The organism is Mesorhizobium sp. NPDC059025 (genome assembly GCF_042739655.1).
Taxonomy (GTDB): domain Bacteria; phylum Pseudomonadota; class Alphaproteobacteria; order Rhizobiales; family Rhizobiaceae; genus Mesorhizobium.
The window spans coordinates 122,450-139,434 of sequence record NZ_JBHYIM010000013.1; the positions used below are offsets into that span (position 1 = coordinate 122,450).

Genomic DNA, 16,985 nt, shown 5'->3' on the forward strand with positions numbered 1-16,985 from the left:
TCGAGTATTGATCCATGGCAACGGTTGATCAAAATGCCATCTTCGTAGCCCAGCCCACCAAGACGGTCGCCCGGCCGGCGGAGGACCGTATAGCCGGCTTCGATGGCGTGCGCGCTATCGCCGTGCTGATGGTCTTCATCAGCCACAAGACGACCCTGCCGCATCACGATTCCTATGGCTCTGTCGGCGTCTGGGTCTTTTTCGTGCTCAGCGGCATGCTCATTTCCTCGATCCTGTCGGAGATGCGCGGAAAGGTCGAAGCCGGAAGCCAGTCGAGCTGGCGGTCGATGGGGGACTTCTATCTGCGTCGCAGCCTGCGTATCTTCCCGCTTTATTACGCATGTCTCGCCGTTTTCGCGCTGGGTTCGCTGTTTACCTCATTCGTCGGCTTCTCGCGCATGGAAGCGACGATCTACGCCCTCTATGGCACCAACATCTATATCGGGATGACGCCAACCGCGGACCACGGCCATTTCGGTCACCTCTGGTCTCTGTCGGCGGAGGAACAGTTCTACCTGCTCTTCGCACCGGTCCTGCTGTTCATCCCGCGCAGATATCTGGCTTGGATCTGCATCTGTTTCATGATCGCCGGCGCGGCCATGCTGGCTTGGCTGGTTTCGGTGAAGGCCCACCCGAACGCCATCCACGTCGATCCGCTGATCGCCTTCGGCATGCTCAGTGTCGGCGGCTTCGTCGCCTCATTGAAAAACCTGAAGTCGCCCGCGTGGCTGGTGAGTGCGCAAGCCCAGGCGGCGGCTGGCCTGGCGCTGATCGCGATCCCGCTGGTCTTCGGATACTTCCGCGACACATGGAACATCTGGGGACCGCTGACATGCACCGTCGCCGGCCTCTTCCTGTTCCAGATCGCCCGGAACCAGCAGACGCCGGTCGTGGCTTTCCTCAACCTGTGGCCGCTGCGCTCGCTCGGCCGGGTGAGCTACGCCTTCTATGTCCTGCATCAGTTCGTCCATTTCTACGACGTCCAGGCGGTGTTCCATAGGCTGCACATGGACATCGACCCGCCGCTGATCGTGCAATTGGCCTTCGAGTTTTCCGTCACCGTCGCGCTGGCGACGCTCTCCTGGCGCTTCTTCGAGCGACCACTCCTGCGGCTGGGCGCCAGATTGACCGCGCGGGAAGGCGTCGAGGCCAGCAGCGCAACCGCCGCCTTGTCTCCGGGCTGGCAAACGGCCCCGCGATAGAGGCGGGCAAGAACGATGCGCCTCGACGACGAACGCCGCATCAAGGGTTTCGACGGCCTGCGTGCGATCGCCTTCATCTTCGTATTCGTCAGCCACAAGTTCCATCAGGGGACATACGCATCCCTCGGCGGCGACGGGGTAATGCTCTTCTTCGCGCTCAGCGGCCTGCTGATCACCCGTATCCTGGCTCGCACGCGGATGGCAATCGAGGCGGGCGAGACGACGACGGTCGCAGGTCTGGGGCGCTTCTATCTTCGGCGCTCGGCCAGGATATTCCCCATCTACTACGCGACGATAGGCTTCTTCCTGGTTGCCTCGCTGTTCGTTCACTTCGATGGTTTCGAAGGCGGCGCGCCACTGGCCATGCTGCTCTACGCCACAAACATCTATGTGTTCACGACCGGCCACTGGGTGGGCCATTTCAACCACTTCTGGACGCTGGCGATCGAAGAGCAATTCTATCTGTTGTTTGCCCCCTTGCTGCTGTTCATCCCCAGCAAGGCCGCCAGACACATCTGCGTTGCATTCGTGGTTCTGGGTCTCGTCACTCAGGCGAGCCTCGAATGGGCCGGAGTATCGGCCAAGGTCGTCGGCCTGAATCCCATGACCGGCTTTGGTTATCTCGCCTTGGGAGGTCTGGCGGGCCTGAGCCTCGACCGGCGGGTGCCGGCATGGCTGGTTTCCACGCCGGCCCAGGCCATCGCCGCGCTCGCCCTTCTCATCGTGCCCCTCACCATCCTCAAGGACGAGATCGTCTGGCGCGTCTACGCGCCGGCAATCTCGGCGACAGCCGCGCTCCTGGTCCTTCAGATCGCGGGCAACCAGGCCTCGCGCTTTGTCGGCTTTCTGGAGACGTGGCCCCTGCGCAGCCTGGGGCGCATCAGCTATGGCTGTTACATCTTCCACGAGTTCGTGCACTTCTATGACGTCCAGGCGGCAGTCCGGAAGTTTGGCATCACGCTCGCACCGCCGGATTGGATTTCAGCCCCCATAGAGCTTGTCGCGACCGTGGGCCTCGCGACCGTGTCCTGGCGGTTCTTCGAACGACCGATCATGGCCTGGGCTCACCAGATGACGCAGAAAGCCGCGCCGGCCGTCGCCTGAGACCACTCAGCCTGCGGAGGCGAACAGCTTTCGCAGCAAGCCAAGATTGTGGTTGAGGCGCAGGTAATATTCATGCTCGGGCCGGTCGAGCATCTGGAACGCGGCCAGCATCGGGGTGGCGACGAGCATCTTGATCGCGCGCGCGATCTTCTGGCCTCGCGTCTTCATGCCCCTCAGTTCCACCTCGCCTTCCTTGCGGGCACGTTCCGTGAGCCAAGCGCGCGTCAGGCGGCCAGCATGGACCTTGTGGTCCACCACGAAGGCGTCCGAGTACCAGCAGCGATAGCCGGCCCCAATCAGGTCGGCCATCATCTGGGCCTCTTCCCCGCTGGCCAGGTTCGAGCCGACCCTACCGGTCGTGACGTCGAACCCACCATGTTCCTCGAGCACGCTGCGGCGGAACAACATGTTGGCGCCGACCCCGATGGGATGATCGGTCGTGTCCCGGAAGCCGTCCTCATCGACCACCGACAACAACAGGCGCGCGCGCGGGCCGAGCTGGCTCGGGGGTATTTCAAGGCTGCCGGCGGCATCTGGCCAGCGGGGGATCACCCGTCCGGCCAGGATGGCGGTCCGGGCGTCACAGAGGCTCGCATGGGCAATCGCCGCCTCGACCCAACCGGGGCGCGGCACGGCATCATCGTCCAACAGCGCAATCCACTCGCCCCTGCCGGACTTGAAACCCGCATTGCGGGCCAGGGCAACACCAGGCTCGTCGAGCCGGATGAAGCTAAGCCCCGCGCGCGCGCTCAGGGTCTCCAGCACCGCGGCATGCGCCGGCGCCGAGGCGCTGTCGATGACGATGACCTCCACAGGTTGGCCGGCGCATTGCGGCAGCAGGGCATCGACATTCTCCAGAACGTCGCGGCTGCGGTTGTGCGTGGCGATGACGACGCTGATAACCGGAACATCGCTGTTGGTCTTCGACACAAACCTGGCATCCTGCATGCCCATTTGATCCAGGCCCGTTCAGTCCAGCGCCGCGTTCTCGGTGGCCGGCGGACGGGCGCCCAGGCCGATCGACCAGAAGAAGGCGGCGCGCAAGGGCGTCGGCGTCACGAGCTGCCTTAGTGCCCGAAACGGAAACACCAGCAGCGCATGCCACACCGCGAACCGGACACCCTTCGCATCTCCCTTGGCCGCCCGCTCCACCGCCGCATCGGCGAAATAGATGTAGAACCCCAAGAGCGCAGCGAAATAGGAGTGTAGCCATTCTTTCGGAGAGTGCCATTTGCGCCAGGCGGGCATGGCATGCCGCATGAACACCTTGCGCGTGTAAGGAATCCGGCTCAAGACCAAGGCATCATAGGATCCCGACGGACGCTGGCGAAACAAGACGCAGGGTACGGCCGAATGCTCCATGTGCCCCCCGCCGGCGACGCGCAACTGCCAGTCCCAGTCCTGGTCGGCCAGCAGGGTCTCGTCAAAATAACCGTAGGCGTCGCGTACCGCGATACGCGCCATCGTTGCGCCGATCTGTGGGAAATACCCGTCCAGCATCATCTTCAGATGGTCGCCGTCGGAGCGAACGTCGTCAGGAATGGGAAGAGCGATCGGCCGCAGATCGGGGTCGGTCATTACCACCTGACCGAAGACTGCCTCGACCTCCGGATGACGATCGAAGAGCAACAGGTGCGGCCGGACATGTTGCCCAGTCCAGACGTCATCGTCGTCCAGGAAGGCCAGGAACTCCCCCGTGGCCGCCCGCATCGACGCGTTGCGCGCGGCGCCGGCGCCCGCCGTCGTCACGATCAGGTGTCGTGCGCCGTGAGCCTGCGTCACCACGCCGGTGGCATCGTGGTCAGAGCCATTGTCGCCAACCAGGATCTCGAAGCTCAGGTCTGGGCCTTCCAGCGCGCGGATGCTCGCCAGCGCCTGGTCCAGATACTGCGGACGGTCGCGTGTCGGGACGATGACCGAAACGATGCGCGCCTGTCTCATCCCCACTCCTCCCACCTATCGAAGACGCCCGACAGGGCTGCTGAGAACACCCGCTTGTTGTCAAAGCGCGTGATGAAGGTGCGAGCGACCGTTCCAGCCGAACGCGTCTCTTCGGCCTGGGCGTAGACCAGATCATAGCCCGCCGCCTTGGCCTCCCGCATGGCGGCCGGCGTCCAGTTGGCCGACTGACCGAGCGGGATCGCGAACGACGTCGGCGCGAAGCCGAGCCGGGCCTCGATCATAGCGCGCGAGCGGTCCAGTTCTTCGCGGGCAGCGGGGCCGTCCAGCCGTCCAAAATCAGGATGGGTCGCTGAGTGGCTGCCGATTTCGACACCGTCGGCGGCAAGGCGCTCCAGATCGCGCCAGCCCAGGACCTCGTCGGTCGTCCAGGGCGAGGCGCCTTCGCTCCAGTCAGTGACTACGAAAAGGCTCCACGGCGCCGCGAAGTCCTTCAGGATCGGCGCGGCCTCGCTCATCACGCTGCGCAGGCCGTCGTCGAAGGTAATGGCGAGGTCCATCGGGTCGCCTCCCGTCCGCGCAATCTCCGACGCCGGGACGAACCGGTAGCCTTGCCTCGCGGCCCACTCCATCTGACGACGGAACAGCTTTGGCGGCACGTCATTGTGATCCATCAGCGGCTGGCCGACCGAGTGATAGGCCAGGATCCGGCCTCCCGAACGGCGCGCGCGTCTGCCAAGGACGGACATGCTTTCACGTTCGAGGACCATGCGTGGGCTGATCAGATGATGCCTTTCGACACCGAACGCGCGGACAGCTCGTTTCAGAAGCTGCGGTGCTCGCCCAAGCGTACCCACTTTCGCCCTCTGATCTTTTCCCGGTATCGAACAAGTAAGCTCATACCAGCTGTGACATCCGGCACCAACGCCACCATATCGAACCTGACGGTCCCGTAGCCTCATCCTTTCGAACACGGTCGCTCGTCGGGAGTAAGGCTCCAGATCAAAAGTATAAATCGCGATGACTGCGTGAGCAGGCAGCCGCTTCAGGCTATAGGGGTAGCCGAAGAGATGGTGTCGTACTTGAAGATCAATCGACCGCGGACGCGGCTGTCGATGTGCCAGCCGGGAAAACCATCCACGGAACCTGATATCTAGCCGCCGTCCCTCAGCCGGCTCACGAACCGGGGCAGCCACTCCGGCAGCAGGTTGCGGACCGCATCGCGAGGTCCGTCGAAAGTCCTGGTCCGTGCCAGGCCTTGCCATACCCGAAGCCGTTCCGGCAACGACATCAGGCGCAGGGAACGCTTCAGGATGGTCTCCACATTGTCGAACTCGCCGAACACGTCGTTGAGCAGAATGTCGGGATAGCCGTCGTAGAACGCCTCGTCTGCGGGTGCTCCTGTCTCGCGCAGCGGCGTGACCGGCGCGATCACCAGCGCCTTGGTGTAGAGCGCTTCCAGGCTTTCCAGCCAATTCGGAGTGGTATGCAGCCGCCTGACGTTGGCCGCCGTCTCATCGCCCCGGCGACGCATGGCCTCAGGATCGGACAGCCAATCCGCCAGAATGCGGTTGTAGTCCCCCATCGAGGTGGCGAAGCCAATGGTCGGTGCCAAGCCGGGCATATCGGTGCTCATGACGTTCGCATCCGACGGATAGGGAAACAGCGTTACGCAGGGCGTGCCCAGGCCGCCGGCTTCCAGCATCGAGGTAATCGATACGAACGGGTAGGAATCGAGATAGACGTCCGCCGCCTCGAAGGCGAGTGAGGGATCGGGCGTCTCCGGCCGTCCCAGGATCCGCCCGCCGGTCGCCGCTATGGCTTCTTGCCAGTCGGCCGGCTCTCCCGGTCCTACGACCAGCAATCGAGCATCGGGGTGGGCCAGGAGCGCCTCGACATGCATGTCCGCGAACGAGACCCCGCCCATCGAGCGGTATTTCACGCCACGGGCTACCGAGACCAGGAGCGGCCCGCCAGCCGGGAGGCCGAGTTTCGCTCGCGCCTCGGCCCGGCTGTGTCTGCGCATCGGCAGATCGATCTGGATCGGCAGGGTGACGTGACGCTGCGCCGGGATCCCCCGCCGCTCCACCACCAGCCGCTCGCCCGACACACGCGAGCTGGCGATCAGGTCGCATACGGAGAGCCCGATCCAGAAGGCATGGTCGGCGTGGTTGACCAGCACCACGGGCGGCCGGTTGCGCTCGTCGGCGAAGGCTATGCCCGGCGTCGGGTCCTCGTTGCTGACGTGCAAGACGACCAGGTCGAAATCAAGCGACAACTTCCGGAGCGCACTGGCCCATTCCACCGGTCCGCCGCGCGTCGCGCCAATCATGTGGATCTGGCCGCCGCGAGCCCCCACGGCCTGGCGCACCGACGATGGCGGCGCCCCGGGATGCCGCAACAGGGCCAGCGAGTGATAGCGCCCCTCGTCGGCGGCGATCCAGCGGCGCATCATCCGTGTCAGGCCACCAACCTCGTTCAGAACGGTGGCTACATGCAGCACACGGTCGATCTTCGTCCGCGCCGGTCGCGCGGCTTCGGCCTTCGCGGCAAGCGTCCGTCGCGCGATCTCAGTCAGTATCTGCTCAAGAGGTTCGGACCGATAGAAGCCGCAGTGCCGCTTGCGCGCAAGCGTGACTGCCGCCTCAACATAAGCCGCAGCGGAGTTGAGGTCGCCAGCCCTCAGGCAGCGCTCGGCCTCACTTCGAAGGCTTCGAAATTCCTGGTAGTTGTGACGCAACCGCGCCACCTCAGATCGCATCGTCTCTGGCCCCACGGTTCGCAGCCTGCCCTAGAATTTGCCATCTTGGATGGCCCCAACTTGCCAAGCGACAAGGCAGGTTACATAAAAACCATCATCGACCGCCAGACAGCTCCAGGGGGAAGCGATGCCTATTTCGGATAGTGTGATGTTGCGTGGCGAGGTCGTCATCCACCATCCTGATCTGGTGAACCTCTACGGCTGCGAGGTCGGTGACGGCTCGCGCATTGGCGCCTTCGTCGAGATTCAGAAGAATTCCTATATCGGCGAGCGCTGCAAGATCTCGTCGCACACTTTCATCTGCGAGGGTGTTACCATCGAAGACGAGGTCTTCATCGGCCACGGCGTGATGTTCACCAATGACCGCCTTCCTCGAGCCACCAACCTGGACGGGAGCGCTCAAAGTGAAGCCGACTGGAAGGTCGAGCCGACTCTGGTCAAGAAGGGCGCCTCCATCGGCTCCAACGTGACGATCACCCCGGGTGTGACTATCGGCGAGCGAGCATTGATCGGCGCCGGCGCTGTCGTCACCCGTGACATCCCCGACTTCGCAATCGCTACCGGCGTACCGGCCCGCGTGGTCGCAGACGCAAGGACCGTAAAGGCTGGCTGAATCCCTGCCGGCATGGTTTCCTACGCCGAATTGCAATCCTTGGGGTAGATCGTTTGAGGTAGTTCCAACCCCTGCCCTCGTCTGCCTGGATGACCCTTGTTGGGTCCCGATGACCCAACGGCCATGATGACTTCGCGGCTTCAAACCAACAATTTGAAGAGGTCGAGATGGCTTGAAGAGGTCGAGATGGCACGACATTGGACGATCCACGGGCACTTCCCCTCTCAGCCGACGACAGGCGTCCAGCGAGACCTCCAGGACTCCAGCGAGCGGGGAGCGGATGAGGGGCAGGCCAAAATCATCAATATCGGCATCATCGGTTACGGCTACTGGGGACCGAACCTCCTGCGCAACTTCGTGGAGCTTCCCCATGCCCGGGTCCGCATAGTCGCGGACCTGGACTCCAAGAAGCGCGAGTTGGTGGAGCGCCGCTATCCGGGTGTCCAGACCACTGGCGACGTTCAGGCCGTGTTCCAGGATCCCGAGATCGACGCCATTGCCGTTGCGACGCCGGTCAATAGCCACTTCGAACTCGGCATGTCGGCGCTGAAGGCCGGCAAGCATCTCTGGCTCGAAAAGCCGATGACCGAAACCTCGTTACAGGCCAGGATGCTGGTCAATGAGGCCGACAAGCGCGGATTGACCCTGATTGTCGATCATACCTTCATCTATACCGGCGCAGTCCGGAAGATGCGCGAGATCGTCGCCGCCGGCGACCTCGGCCAGATTTATTATTACGACGCGACCCGGGTAAACCTGGGTCTCTTCCAGAAAGACGTGAACGTCATCTCCGACCTGGCGGTCCACGACTTTGCGATCATCGACCGTCTGTTCGAAGAGCATCCGAACGCGGTCTCGGCCAGCGGTATCAACCATTTCCCCGGCACACCGGAAAATCTGGCCTACATCTCGCTGTTTTACGACTCCGGCATGATTGCGCACATCAACGTGAGCTGGCTGGCACCGGTGAAGGTGCGCAACATCCTGGTCGGTGGCTCCAACAAGATGATCACCTACGACGATCTGGAGCCCTCCGAGAAGGTCAAGGTCTACGACAAGGGCGTCTCGTTCACCGACGACCCGGCCAAGATCCACGAGATGCGCGTTGGCTACCGGACGGGCGACATGTGGGCACCCAAGCTCGACTCTACCGAGGCCCTGCGTATCGCCGGCCAGGAGTGGATCGACTGCATCATCGAAAAGAAGGTTCCGACCGCCGACGGCCAGCTCGGCCTGCGGGTGGTGGAGATCATCGAAGCCGCCACAAGCTCCATGCGCGGGCGTGGCGAAACCATTCACCTGCGACGAAAAGGGGCTGCGTGACATGATCCCGTTCGTTGACCTGAAAACCCAGTACGCCTCGATCAAACCCGAAATAGACGCCGCCATTCAGCGCACCCTGGAGACCTGTCTGTTTACACTGGGTACAGAAGTCGCCGAATTCGAAAAGGAGTTCGCCGCGTATTCGCAAGCGACCTTCGGCGTCGGCGTCAACACCGGCACCAGCGCCCTGCATCTGGGTCTGCTGGCCGCGGGAGTTGGGCCGGGCGACGAGGTGATCACCTCCCCCTTCACCTTCGTGGCGACGGTGGCGGCCATCTACTACACGGGCGCGACCCCGGTGCTCGTCGACATAGATCCTGCGACCTACACCATCGACCCAGCCCAGATCGAAGCCGCGGTCACGCCGGCTACCAAGGCGATCATCCCGATCCACCTCTACGGCCAGCCGGCCGATATGGACCCGATCATGGCCATCGCCAGGAAATACGGCCTCGTGGTGCTGGAAGATGCCTGCCAGGCGCACGGTGCGGAATACAAGGGCAAGCGCGTCGGCGCCATCGGCGACATGGCTGCTTTCAGCTTCTATCCCGGCAAGAACCTCGGCGCCTATGGCGAAGGCGGGATGCTGACCACAGACAATGCCGGCCACAACCGCACGGTCCGCATGCTGCGCGACTGGGGTGCCGAGCGCAGATACCATCACGAACTCAAGGGCTATAACTACCGCCTGGAAGGCCTTCAGGGCTCCGTCCTGCGCGTGAAGCTCAGGTACCTGGACCGGTGGACCGAGCAACGCCGCGCCATAGCTGCCCGCTATGATGCCATGTTCGCTGACAGCGACCTGCCGACCCCCTTCGTCCGCGACGACGTGCGCCACGTCTACCATATCTACGCCGTGCGCACGCCCGACCGCGCCCGTTGGCAGGAGGCACTGACCGCACAGGGGATCCAATCGGGCATCCACTATCCCGTCCCGGTGCACCTGCTGCCCGCCTATGCAGACCTCGGCTACAGGCGAGGCCAGTTCCCGCATGCTGAAAAAGCCGCCGACGAGGTCCTGTCTCTACCCATGTTCCCGGAGTTCACGGAACGGCAGCAGGACGTGGTGGTGGCCGCGATCAAGGAATTGCAAGCAGGCGTTCGACGGGCGGACACCCATTCGATCCGAAAATGGGCCTGACGTGGCCACCTCCAACCGATGACAGGAAAAGACGATGAAACTTGAGGGCTCTCGCATCCTGGTGACCGGTGGCTGCGGTCTGATCGGCTCGACCACCATCGACCTTCTGCTGAAGGATCACGCACCGGAAAAGATCGTGATCCTCGACAACCTGGTCCGCGGCAGCCTGCACAACGTCAAGGACGCCCTGCAGGACCCGCGTGTCGAACTCGTCGAAGGCGATATTCGCGACGTGGAGGCTGTCCACAAAGCCACAGACGGCATGGACGCCGTGATCCACATGGCAACCCTGAGGGTCATCGCCTGCGCCGCTGAGCCTCGCGAAGCCCTCGGCGTAATGTGCGACGGCAGCTACAACGTCCTTGAGGCCGCCCAGGCCAAGGGCGTGAGGAAGATTTGCGCGGCTTCCTCAGCCTCGGTCTACGGCCTGGCCGAGCACTTCCCGACCGACGAGGGCCACCACCCGTATAACAACCGCACCTGGTACGGCGCCAGCAAGGTCATGCTGGAAGGCCTGTTGCGCTCATTCAACGACATGTACGGCCTGCCTTACGTGGCCCTGCGCTATTTCAACGTGTACGGCCCGCGCATGGACGTGCATGGCAAGTATACCGAGGTCTTGATCCGCTGGATGGAACGTATCGCCGCCGGCCAGCCGCCGCTGATCCTCGGCGACGGGTCGACCACCATGGACTTCGTCTATATCGAGGATATCGCCAGAGCCAACATCCTGTCGCTCCTGTCGGACGTGGAGGACGACGTGTTCAACGTCGCCAGCGGCGTGGAGACCAGCCTGAACGACCTGGCCGCCTCGCTGCTGCGCGTGATGGGCTCCAGTCTCCAGCCGGAATACGGGCCAGAGCGCAAGGTGAACCCCGTCTCGCGGCGCCTCGCGGACACGTCCAAGGCAGAGAAGATGCTGGGCTTCAAAGCAACCATCGACCTCGACGAGGGTCTCGCCCGCCTGGTCCAATGGTGGCGTGCCAATCGTGAGCAGGTGACCGCAGGCCCCGCCCGGGCGGCGGCGTAGCACTCCTGCCAGGCCTCGCACGCAGTCTGAACGCGGGTTGGTGCGTAAGATCGATCGGATACCGATGCGCCGACGATGCTGTGCATCGGCGGCAGCGGCTCCCGCTAACCAGCGTACTCTCAGACACTGCATTCCTCATCTGGGCTAGTGATCGAACCGCCAGCGTTTTCGCTGAGCCCTTTCGCGCACGCATCCTAGATTTTGAGGTGCGCAAGAATACGCGCACGCGCCTCACTGTCCATTTCGCCGGAGTCATCGATACGGCCGAGTTTCAACACGGCCCAGCGATTGGCGATGCCAAGCACCAGGTCGAGATTCTGTTCGACCATCAACACGGTGGTGTTGTTTGCTCGACATTCCTCGACAAGCACCCGTCCAATCCGCTCGACCACAGAGGGCTGGAGACCCTCCGAAATCTCGTCGATCAGCAGGAGCTTCGGCTGAAGCATCAAGGCGCGGCCGAGGATCAGCATCTTCTGCTCCCCACCCGAGAGCGTTCCCGCCTTCTGGTTCACTCTCTCCCGGAGAAAAGGAAAGTACTGACAGACCCGTTCGATCCCCTGCTTCAGCTCCTTGTCCGTGTGCAGGGCCAGACGAAGATTGTCGCGGATCGTCAGGTCCTGGAACAGCGCGTGTTCCTGCGGAGCATAGGCGACGCCGGAAGCAATCAGCGACGCAGGCGATGCGCCGGCTATGGGTTGCCCATCGAGATCAATGCTGCCCGATCGCATCACCACAAAGCCGAGGATCGTCTTCAGCAGCGTCGTCTTGCCCATGCCGTTCTTGCCCATCAAGGCAAATATCTGACCGTGCGGGACAGTCATCGACAACGTGTCGATGATGTTGATGGCGCCGTATCCGCTGGAGACCGCGGTGACAGACAGTTTTGGAACGGGCGCGGCTGCCTCAGTCATGTGCGCCTCCTGAATAGATTGCCTTAACGAGTTCGGAATTGACGACATCCTGCACGGTTCCATCGAGCACCAGCTGGCCCTGATGCAGCACCACGATGCGGCTCGATATGTCCCGGACAAAGTCGAGGTCGTGTTCGACCAGAATGGCCGCCAATCCCAGTTCACCTGTCAATTTCTTGAGGATCGTCCCGATGGTCATCCGTTCCGTCTTGGTCAAGCCTGCCGTCGGCTCGTCGAGCAGGATCAGTTGTGGCTCCAGCGCTACGACCATCGTCAGTTCAAGGCTTTGTTTCAGGCCATGCGACAGAGCGGAAACCGGTCGATCGAGCATTCCGTCGAGTGCCGTCAGTTTCAGTATCTCCACCGCGGCCGGAGGCAAATCCAGTTCCTGCGAGCCGTGTACAAGGCTGGGAGCGTGTCGTGCCGCGCGAGCCATGCGCAGGCATTCGGCAACAGTCAGGCTGTCGAACACGCTGGCGACCTGGAATTTGCGACCGACACCCAAGGCTACGATGGCGTCTGGAGCCAGACCCGCAATGTTGGCGCCACGCACTGACACCGACCCGCCGATCGTTTCAGTGCCATCGGAGAGGCAACGCATCAGCGTCGTCTTGCCTGCCCCGTTGGGTCCGACGAGGCTGACCAGTTCGCCTGGCTGCACCGTCAGGTTGATGCCTCGCAGGACGTTCAGACTGCCGTAGGATTTCGCCAGATCGCGGATCGTCAAAAGTGATGGCTTATCGACGACGTCCCCCCGTACCTGCACGGCTTGCGCCAGGCGCAAAGGACTGCCCCCTTTCCGAGGGGCTTTGCTGCGCGGCAGAATTTTCCCGATCAAGCCGGCCAGGCCGTTCGGCAACAGGATGATCATCGCCACGAAGAGAGCGCCGACGACAAGCTTCCACAGGAATGGCAACTGGCCCGACAGGCTCGCCGAAAGATAGTCGATGCCGATGGTGCCGAGCACCGGGCCCAAAATGGTGCCTCGACCACCGAGTGCCGTCCAGATGACCAGTTCGGTGCCAAACACGAAACCGGTGTTTTCGGGAGCAACGACACCGGACGCGTTGGCAAAGAGAAAGCCCGCCAAACCCGTCACGCCAGCCAGAATGGCGGTAAGAGCGATCTTGATGCGGCTGGCGTTGAGGCCAAGATAGGCGCAGCGCGCCTCGTTGTCGCGGATCGCGACGAGCACCTTGCCTGCGTCTGAACGCACAAAAATCCAGGCTGCAGCGGCAACGGCGAGAAGACAGATGCCTGTAAGCCGGAAGTACCCCGCCAGGCTTAGCGGCAGGGTGGCGTACCCCACCAGTCCACTGCTGGATCCCGTCCACTGCCCTCCGGAGAACGCGACCTGCGTGACGACGATCGGCAGAACGAGCGAGATCACCGTGGCGTAGAGTGGCGTGGTGCCATAGCCGAATGAAAGCCAGCCGACCACGACACCCAGGGCAAGCGGAATCAGTATGGCGAGCACGAAAGCCAGCAGCATCAGTTCGGGACTGTTGCCCAGATGGGTCAGAACCATGGCGGTTGCGTAAGCGCCGATGCCGAAGAAAGCGGCTTGGCCGAAGGTCAGGACACCCGTGTACCCCCACAGCAGATCGACGGTCACCGCCAGCATGGCGTAGATCATCGAACGGCTGAGCACGTTGAGGGCAAAGCGGTCGAGAAATGCCGGGCCGAATGCAATCATGAGCAGCGAAGCGACGACGAGCGCTCCGAGCAGCCAAACCCGGATATTGGGCAATCTGGATTCAGGCACGTGCGAATCCTTTCGGGCTGATACGCAGCACGAGCGCGCAAAGGACGGCGACTGTGATGCCGCCAAGAACCGGGCTGACGAATGTGCTGACCAGCGTCTGCGCCCCGCCAAAAACCAGACACGCCACGGCCAGGGCACCAAATGAGGAACCGGCCACCATGACCAGCATGAAGGCGCCGATGAGCCAGGCCAGGCCCATGTCGGGATCCACGCTGGTTAGCGGGGTCAGGAGCACTCCAGCCAGGGCTGTCAGTCCCGTGCCGATCATGAAGGTGGTCAAACGCACTTTCGCCGTGTCGATGCCCAGGGCGCGTGCCAGCGTTTCGTTCATGATGACGGCGCGGGCGGAGAGGCCAAGACGGGTTCCCTCGAGCAGGATTGCGAAACCAAGGCCGACCACCAGGGCCGCCAGGACCATGAAGAGCCGATAGAACGAGTAATCGATACCAAACACATTGATCGTTCCCGAGAGCAGGTTCGGCGTGAATTGCACGTCACGGCCAAACCAGAGTGTGATCAATTGACCGATGACGATACCGAGCCCCCAGGTGGCGAGGATGGCATCGAGCGGCCGCCGGTAGAGTGGCCGCACCACGAGCACTTCGGTGATGCCACCGAGAGCGGAGCCGACGGCGAACGCGACCGGAAGCGCCAGCCATGGATTGAGACCCATCCCGGCAGTGGCGACCGCGCAGTAGCCGCCAACCGTCAGCCAGGCGCCGTGGGCGAAATTGATGATCTTGAGCACGCCAAAGATGGCCAGAAGTCCGGCCGCGACGACAAACAGGATGGCTGCGGTCGTGATAACGTCGAGCAGAATGGTCATGATCTCTCCCAGTGTCGAAAGGAGCGGAGCCAGAGCGTTTCCGTTTTACGGAAACGCGGAAACGCTCTAACCCTTTGTTTTTGTGCAATTCCGGACGGAAAACCGTTCCACACTTTTCCTGGAATTGCTCTAGCCGCCCCTTTCGATCAGCTCGATGTCAGAGGTTGGGACACTGGGTACCAGGATCGACGTTCGGGAATGTCTCGACCACTTTTACCGAGCCGTCTTCCTGGACCTGACCAAGATACATCGTCAGCGGTGCATGATGCTGCTTGTTCATCGAAACCGTACCACGGGGGCCGGCAAAGGAAACTTCGCCCAGGGCCGAAAGCACGGCGGACGTATCGGTTGAGCCCGCCTTTTCGACAGCTGCCTTATAGAGATAAACGCCTTCGTATTGCGGTACGGAAAGGTCGTTGGGTGTACGCAGTTCACCGCTGAACTTCTTCTGCATGGCCTCGAGGAACTTCTTGTTCGCCGGGCTGTCGATGGAAGTCACGTAGGAGGCCGCGATGTAGATGCCTGCAGCGTCAGGCCCCATGCTCTTGGCCGTTCCCTCGTCGACGGCGAGATTGCCGTAAGGCAGCTTCACGCCCGCGCCTCGCAGCTGTTTGGTGAGCGTGACGTTCGGAGCGCCTCCCGCAGTCGATGTGATCAGGGCATCGGCACCGGAACTTTTGAGCTTGGAAATGATGGCCGTCCAGTCGGTGCCTTCGATGGGCAGATACTCCTCGCCCACGACCTGCGCGCCAGCCTTCTCAAGATATGTCCGGGCGAATTCGAGCATGCCCCGGCCGAAGGCATAGTCGCTGCCCACCAGGAAGAATTTCTTGGCGCCTTCCTTCTTGACGAAATAGTCGACGACAGGTGGCACCTGCTGTTCGGGCACCCAGCCGTTCACATAGAGGTTAGCGCTGCAGGAACGCCCTTCGTAGAAGGACGTGTAGATAAAGGGAACCTCGCCCTTTGCGACGATGGGCAGGCCGGCATTTCGGGCCGCGCTGGTCTCCATCGAGATGATGGCGTTGACTTCCTTCTGGAAAACGAGCGAGTCGAACGCCTTCTGCGCGCCTGCCGCGCCCGAGGCATCGTCGGCGATCTCAAGCTGGAGCTTGCGCCCCAGCACGCCGCCCGCCGCATTGATCTCTTCGACCGCCAGCTCGGCCGATTGCACCACCGACGGCGCGACAACGCTGTTGGCGCCTGACAGACCAACCGGTATGCCGATCTTGATCGGCTCCTCGGCCCATGCCACCGTTGCCAGCAACGCGCCGGCCATCGCGAAAAGCAGCTTTCCTGTTGTTCTATCCATGTTGGTTCCCCTTTTTTTCATGGTTGTCGTTGTTGGACTCGCGTCGGTCAGCCGTAGACATCCGGCCGTCGATCATTGATCACATCGTTGCGCTCGCTGACGATGCGGCTTTGCACTGCGATGCCAGGCGAAACGGTAGCCATGAGAATGGCGTCGCCGGTTCGGCTGGCGGGGCCTGCCAACAGCCTGCCATTCGGCCCCACGATGATGCTGCTGCCGATAAACGGCTGTCCGCGCTCCGTGCCGATGCGGTCGGCGCAGGCGATGTATATCGCGTTCGAATGAGCCGCTGCCTGATGGAGGATATTGGCCATCGGCATGTCTCCCCCGTCATGACCGGTGATGGGCACCCAGTTGGTCGGCACGCAGACGAGTTCGACCCCCTTCAGCCCGAGTTGGCGGAATGTCTCCGGGAACCAGCCGTCGTAACAGATTGCCAGTCCAATCGGTCCTAGAGCCGTATCAAACACCGGCAGACCGAGGTCGCCGGGCTCGAAGAACAGCTTCTCGCGGTTCCACAGGTGGAGCTTGCGAAACTTGCCGATATGGCCGGATGGGCCGCAAAGGATGGCAGAGTTGTAGAACAGGTCGCCATCTCTCTCAGCGAGTCCGCAGACGATGTGGACGCCGAGTTCTTGAGCCAATGCGATCAGACGCTGCGCGGACAACCCGTCCGGAATTGGCGCGGCCAGGCGCGCAAGTTCCTCGCGGCTTTCAAAGACGTAGCCCGTATCGGCCAGTTCGGGCAGCACAGCCAGGCTGGCACCATTGGCGTGGGCCTCCCGGATGCGGGCCTCCATGGCGGCCAGATTGGCGTCGACCCTGCCGATGACCGGCTCGTACTGGATGCAGGCGATGTTGAAATCGGGGCGAAGCGCTTCCGTCGGTATGCTCAAGTCTATCTCCAAACGCAAAAAACCCCTGGCGCGGAACTCAATCCGCTAGCCAAGGGCTGCACAGCCAAATTTTCGCGGCTATCCAGCCGCCGAGCAAACCTGCTCTCTCGCTGAAGCAAACACAGTTTGGCGGAAGTCGTCAAGCGGCAAAAAAAGCAGGCACCGCAGGATCAGCGTAGGCATGCGTATGCGAAGCCGA

Annotated in this window: 15 protein-coding genes; 6 read left to right on the forward strand and 9 right to left on the reverse strand. The window is 62.4% G+C overall.

Going from position 1 to position 16,985, the window contains the following annotated elements; all coding sequences use genetic code 11:
• Positions 1 to 14 precede the first annotated feature (14 nt).
• Positions 15 to 1,202 carry an acyltransferase family protein gene (locus ACFWYE_RS25515; RefSeq protein ID WP_379114997.1) on the forward strand — a complete coding sequence of 396 codons (1,188 nt, stop codon included), beginning with the start codon at positions 15 to 17 and terminating at the stop codon, positions 1,200 to 1,202.
• A 15-nt stretch (positions 1,203 to 1,217) separates the two neighbouring features.
• Positions 1,218 to 2,306, forward strand: coding sequence for an acyltransferase family protein (locus ACFWYE_RS25520; RefSeq protein WP_379114998.1), 1,089 nt, complete (start codon positions 1,218 to 1,220; stop codon positions 2,304 to 2,306).
• A 6-nt stretch (positions 2,307 to 2,312) separates the two neighbouring features.
• On the opposite strand, the gene ACFWYE_RS25525 is transcribed toward ACFWYE_RS25520, so the two are convergent.
• The 4 genes from ACFWYE_RS25525 to ACFWYE_RS25540 all read right to left on the reverse strand — a co-directional run bounded on the left by ACFWYE_RS25525 (position 2,313) and on the right by ACFWYE_RS25540 (position 6,966).
• A complete protein-coding gene (locus ACFWYE_RS25525) occupies positions 2,313 to 3,254 on the reverse strand; it encodes a glycosyltransferase family 2 protein (RefSeq protein WP_379114999.1) in 942 nt (313 codons plus the stop codon).
• Positions 3,255 to 3,275: 21 nt separating this feature from the next.
• Entirely contained in the window at positions 3,276 to 4,247 is a 972-nt protein-coding gene (locus tag ACFWYE_RS25530; protein WP_379115000.1) for a glycosyltransferase family 2 protein, read from the reverse strand.
• A complete protein-coding gene (locus ACFWYE_RS25535) occupies positions 4,244 to 4,975 on the reverse strand; it encodes a polysaccharide deacetylase family protein (protein ID WP_379115001.1) in 732 nt (243 codons plus the stop codon). The genes ACFWYE_RS25530 and ACFWYE_RS25535 overlap by 4 nt, the downstream gene beginning before the upstream one ends.
• A gap of 383 nt (positions 4,976 to 5,358) precedes the next feature.
• Complete coding sequence (locus tag ACFWYE_RS25540; RefSeq protein ID WP_379115002.1) at positions 5,359 to 6,966, reverse strand: glycosyl transferase family 1; 1,608 nt, start codon at positions 6,964 to 6,966, stop codon at positions 5,359 to 5,361.
• Between the two features lie 127 nt (positions 6,967 to 7,093).
• Here ACFWYE_RS25540 and ACFWYE_RS25545 point away from each other — a divergent pair, with 127 nt between their 5' ends.
• The 4 genes from ACFWYE_RS25545 (at position 7,094) to ACFWYE_RS25560 (ending at position 11,073) form a co-directional block, all read left to right on the forward strand.
• The gene (locus ACFWYE_RS25545; protein WP_379115003.1) at positions 7,094 to 7,579 is read left to right on the forward strand and encodes an acyltransferase; all 486 of its coding nucleotides are present in this window, start codon (positions 7,094 to 7,096) and stop codon (positions 7,577 to 7,579) included.
• 297 nt (positions 7,580 to 7,876) lie between these two features.
• Positions 7,877 to 8,902 carry a Gfo/Idh/MocA family protein gene (locus ACFWYE_RS25550; RefSeq protein WP_379072941.1) on the forward strand — a complete coding sequence of 342 codons (1,026 nt, stop codon included), beginning with the start codon at positions 7,877 to 7,879 and terminating at the stop codon, positions 8,900 to 8,902.
• A gap of 1 nt (position 8,903) precedes the next feature.
• Positions 8,904 to 10,043: a DegT/DnrJ/EryC1/StrS family aminotransferase gene (locus ACFWYE_RS25555; RefSeq protein WP_379115004.1), complete on the forward strand. Its 1,140-nt coding sequence runs from the start codon at positions 8,904 to 8,906 to the stop codon at positions 10,041 to 10,043.
• Positions 10,044 to 10,077: 34 nt separating this feature from the next.
• On the forward strand, positions 10,078 to 11,073 hold the full coding sequence (locus ACFWYE_RS25560; RefSeq protein WP_379115005.1) for an NAD-dependent epimerase/dehydratase family protein: 996 nt from the start codon (positions 10,078 to 10,080) through the stop codon (positions 11,071 to 11,073).
• A 194-nt stretch (positions 11,074 to 11,267) separates the two neighbouring features.
• Here the strand turns inward: ACFWYE_RS25560 and ACFWYE_RS25565 are convergent, their stop codons facing one another.
• The 5 genes from ACFWYE_RS25565 to ACFWYE_RS25585 all read right to left on the reverse strand — a co-directional run bounded on the left by ACFWYE_RS25565 (position 11,268) and on the right by ACFWYE_RS25585 (position 16,786).
• A complete protein-coding gene (locus ACFWYE_RS25565) occupies positions 11,268 to 11,987 on the reverse strand; it encodes an ABC transporter ATP-binding protein (protein WP_379115036.1) in 720 nt (239 codons plus the stop codon).
• Positions 11,980 to 13,683 carry an ATP-binding cassette domain-containing protein gene (locus ACFWYE_RS25570; RefSeq protein WP_379115037.1) on the reverse strand — a complete coding sequence of 568 codons (1,704 nt, stop codon included), beginning with the start codon at positions 13,681 to 13,683 and terminating at the stop codon, positions 11,980 to 11,982. Before ACFWYE_RS25570 ends, ACFWYE_RS25565 begins: the two co-directional genes overlap by 8 nt.
• Positions 13,684 to 13,744: 61 nt before the next feature.
• Complete coding sequence (locus ACFWYE_RS25575) at positions 13,745 to 14,578, reverse strand: branched-chain amino acid ABC transporter permease (RefSeq protein ID WP_379067359.1); 834 nt, start codon at positions 14,576 to 14,578, stop codon at positions 13,745 to 13,747.
• 157 nt (positions 14,579 to 14,735) lie between these two features.
• Positions 14,736 to 15,890, reverse strand: coding sequence for a substrate-binding protein (locus ACFWYE_RS25580; RefSeq protein ID WP_379115006.1), 1,155 nt, complete (start codon positions 15,888 to 15,890; stop codon positions 14,736 to 14,738).
• A gap of 47 nt (positions 15,891 to 15,937) precedes the next feature.
• Positions 15,938 to 16,786, reverse strand: coding sequence for a nitrilase family protein (locus ACFWYE_RS25585; protein ID WP_379115007.1), 849 nt, complete (start codon positions 16,784 to 16,786; stop codon positions 15,938 to 15,940).
• Between the last annotated feature and the right edge of the window lie 199 nt (positions 16,787 to 16,985).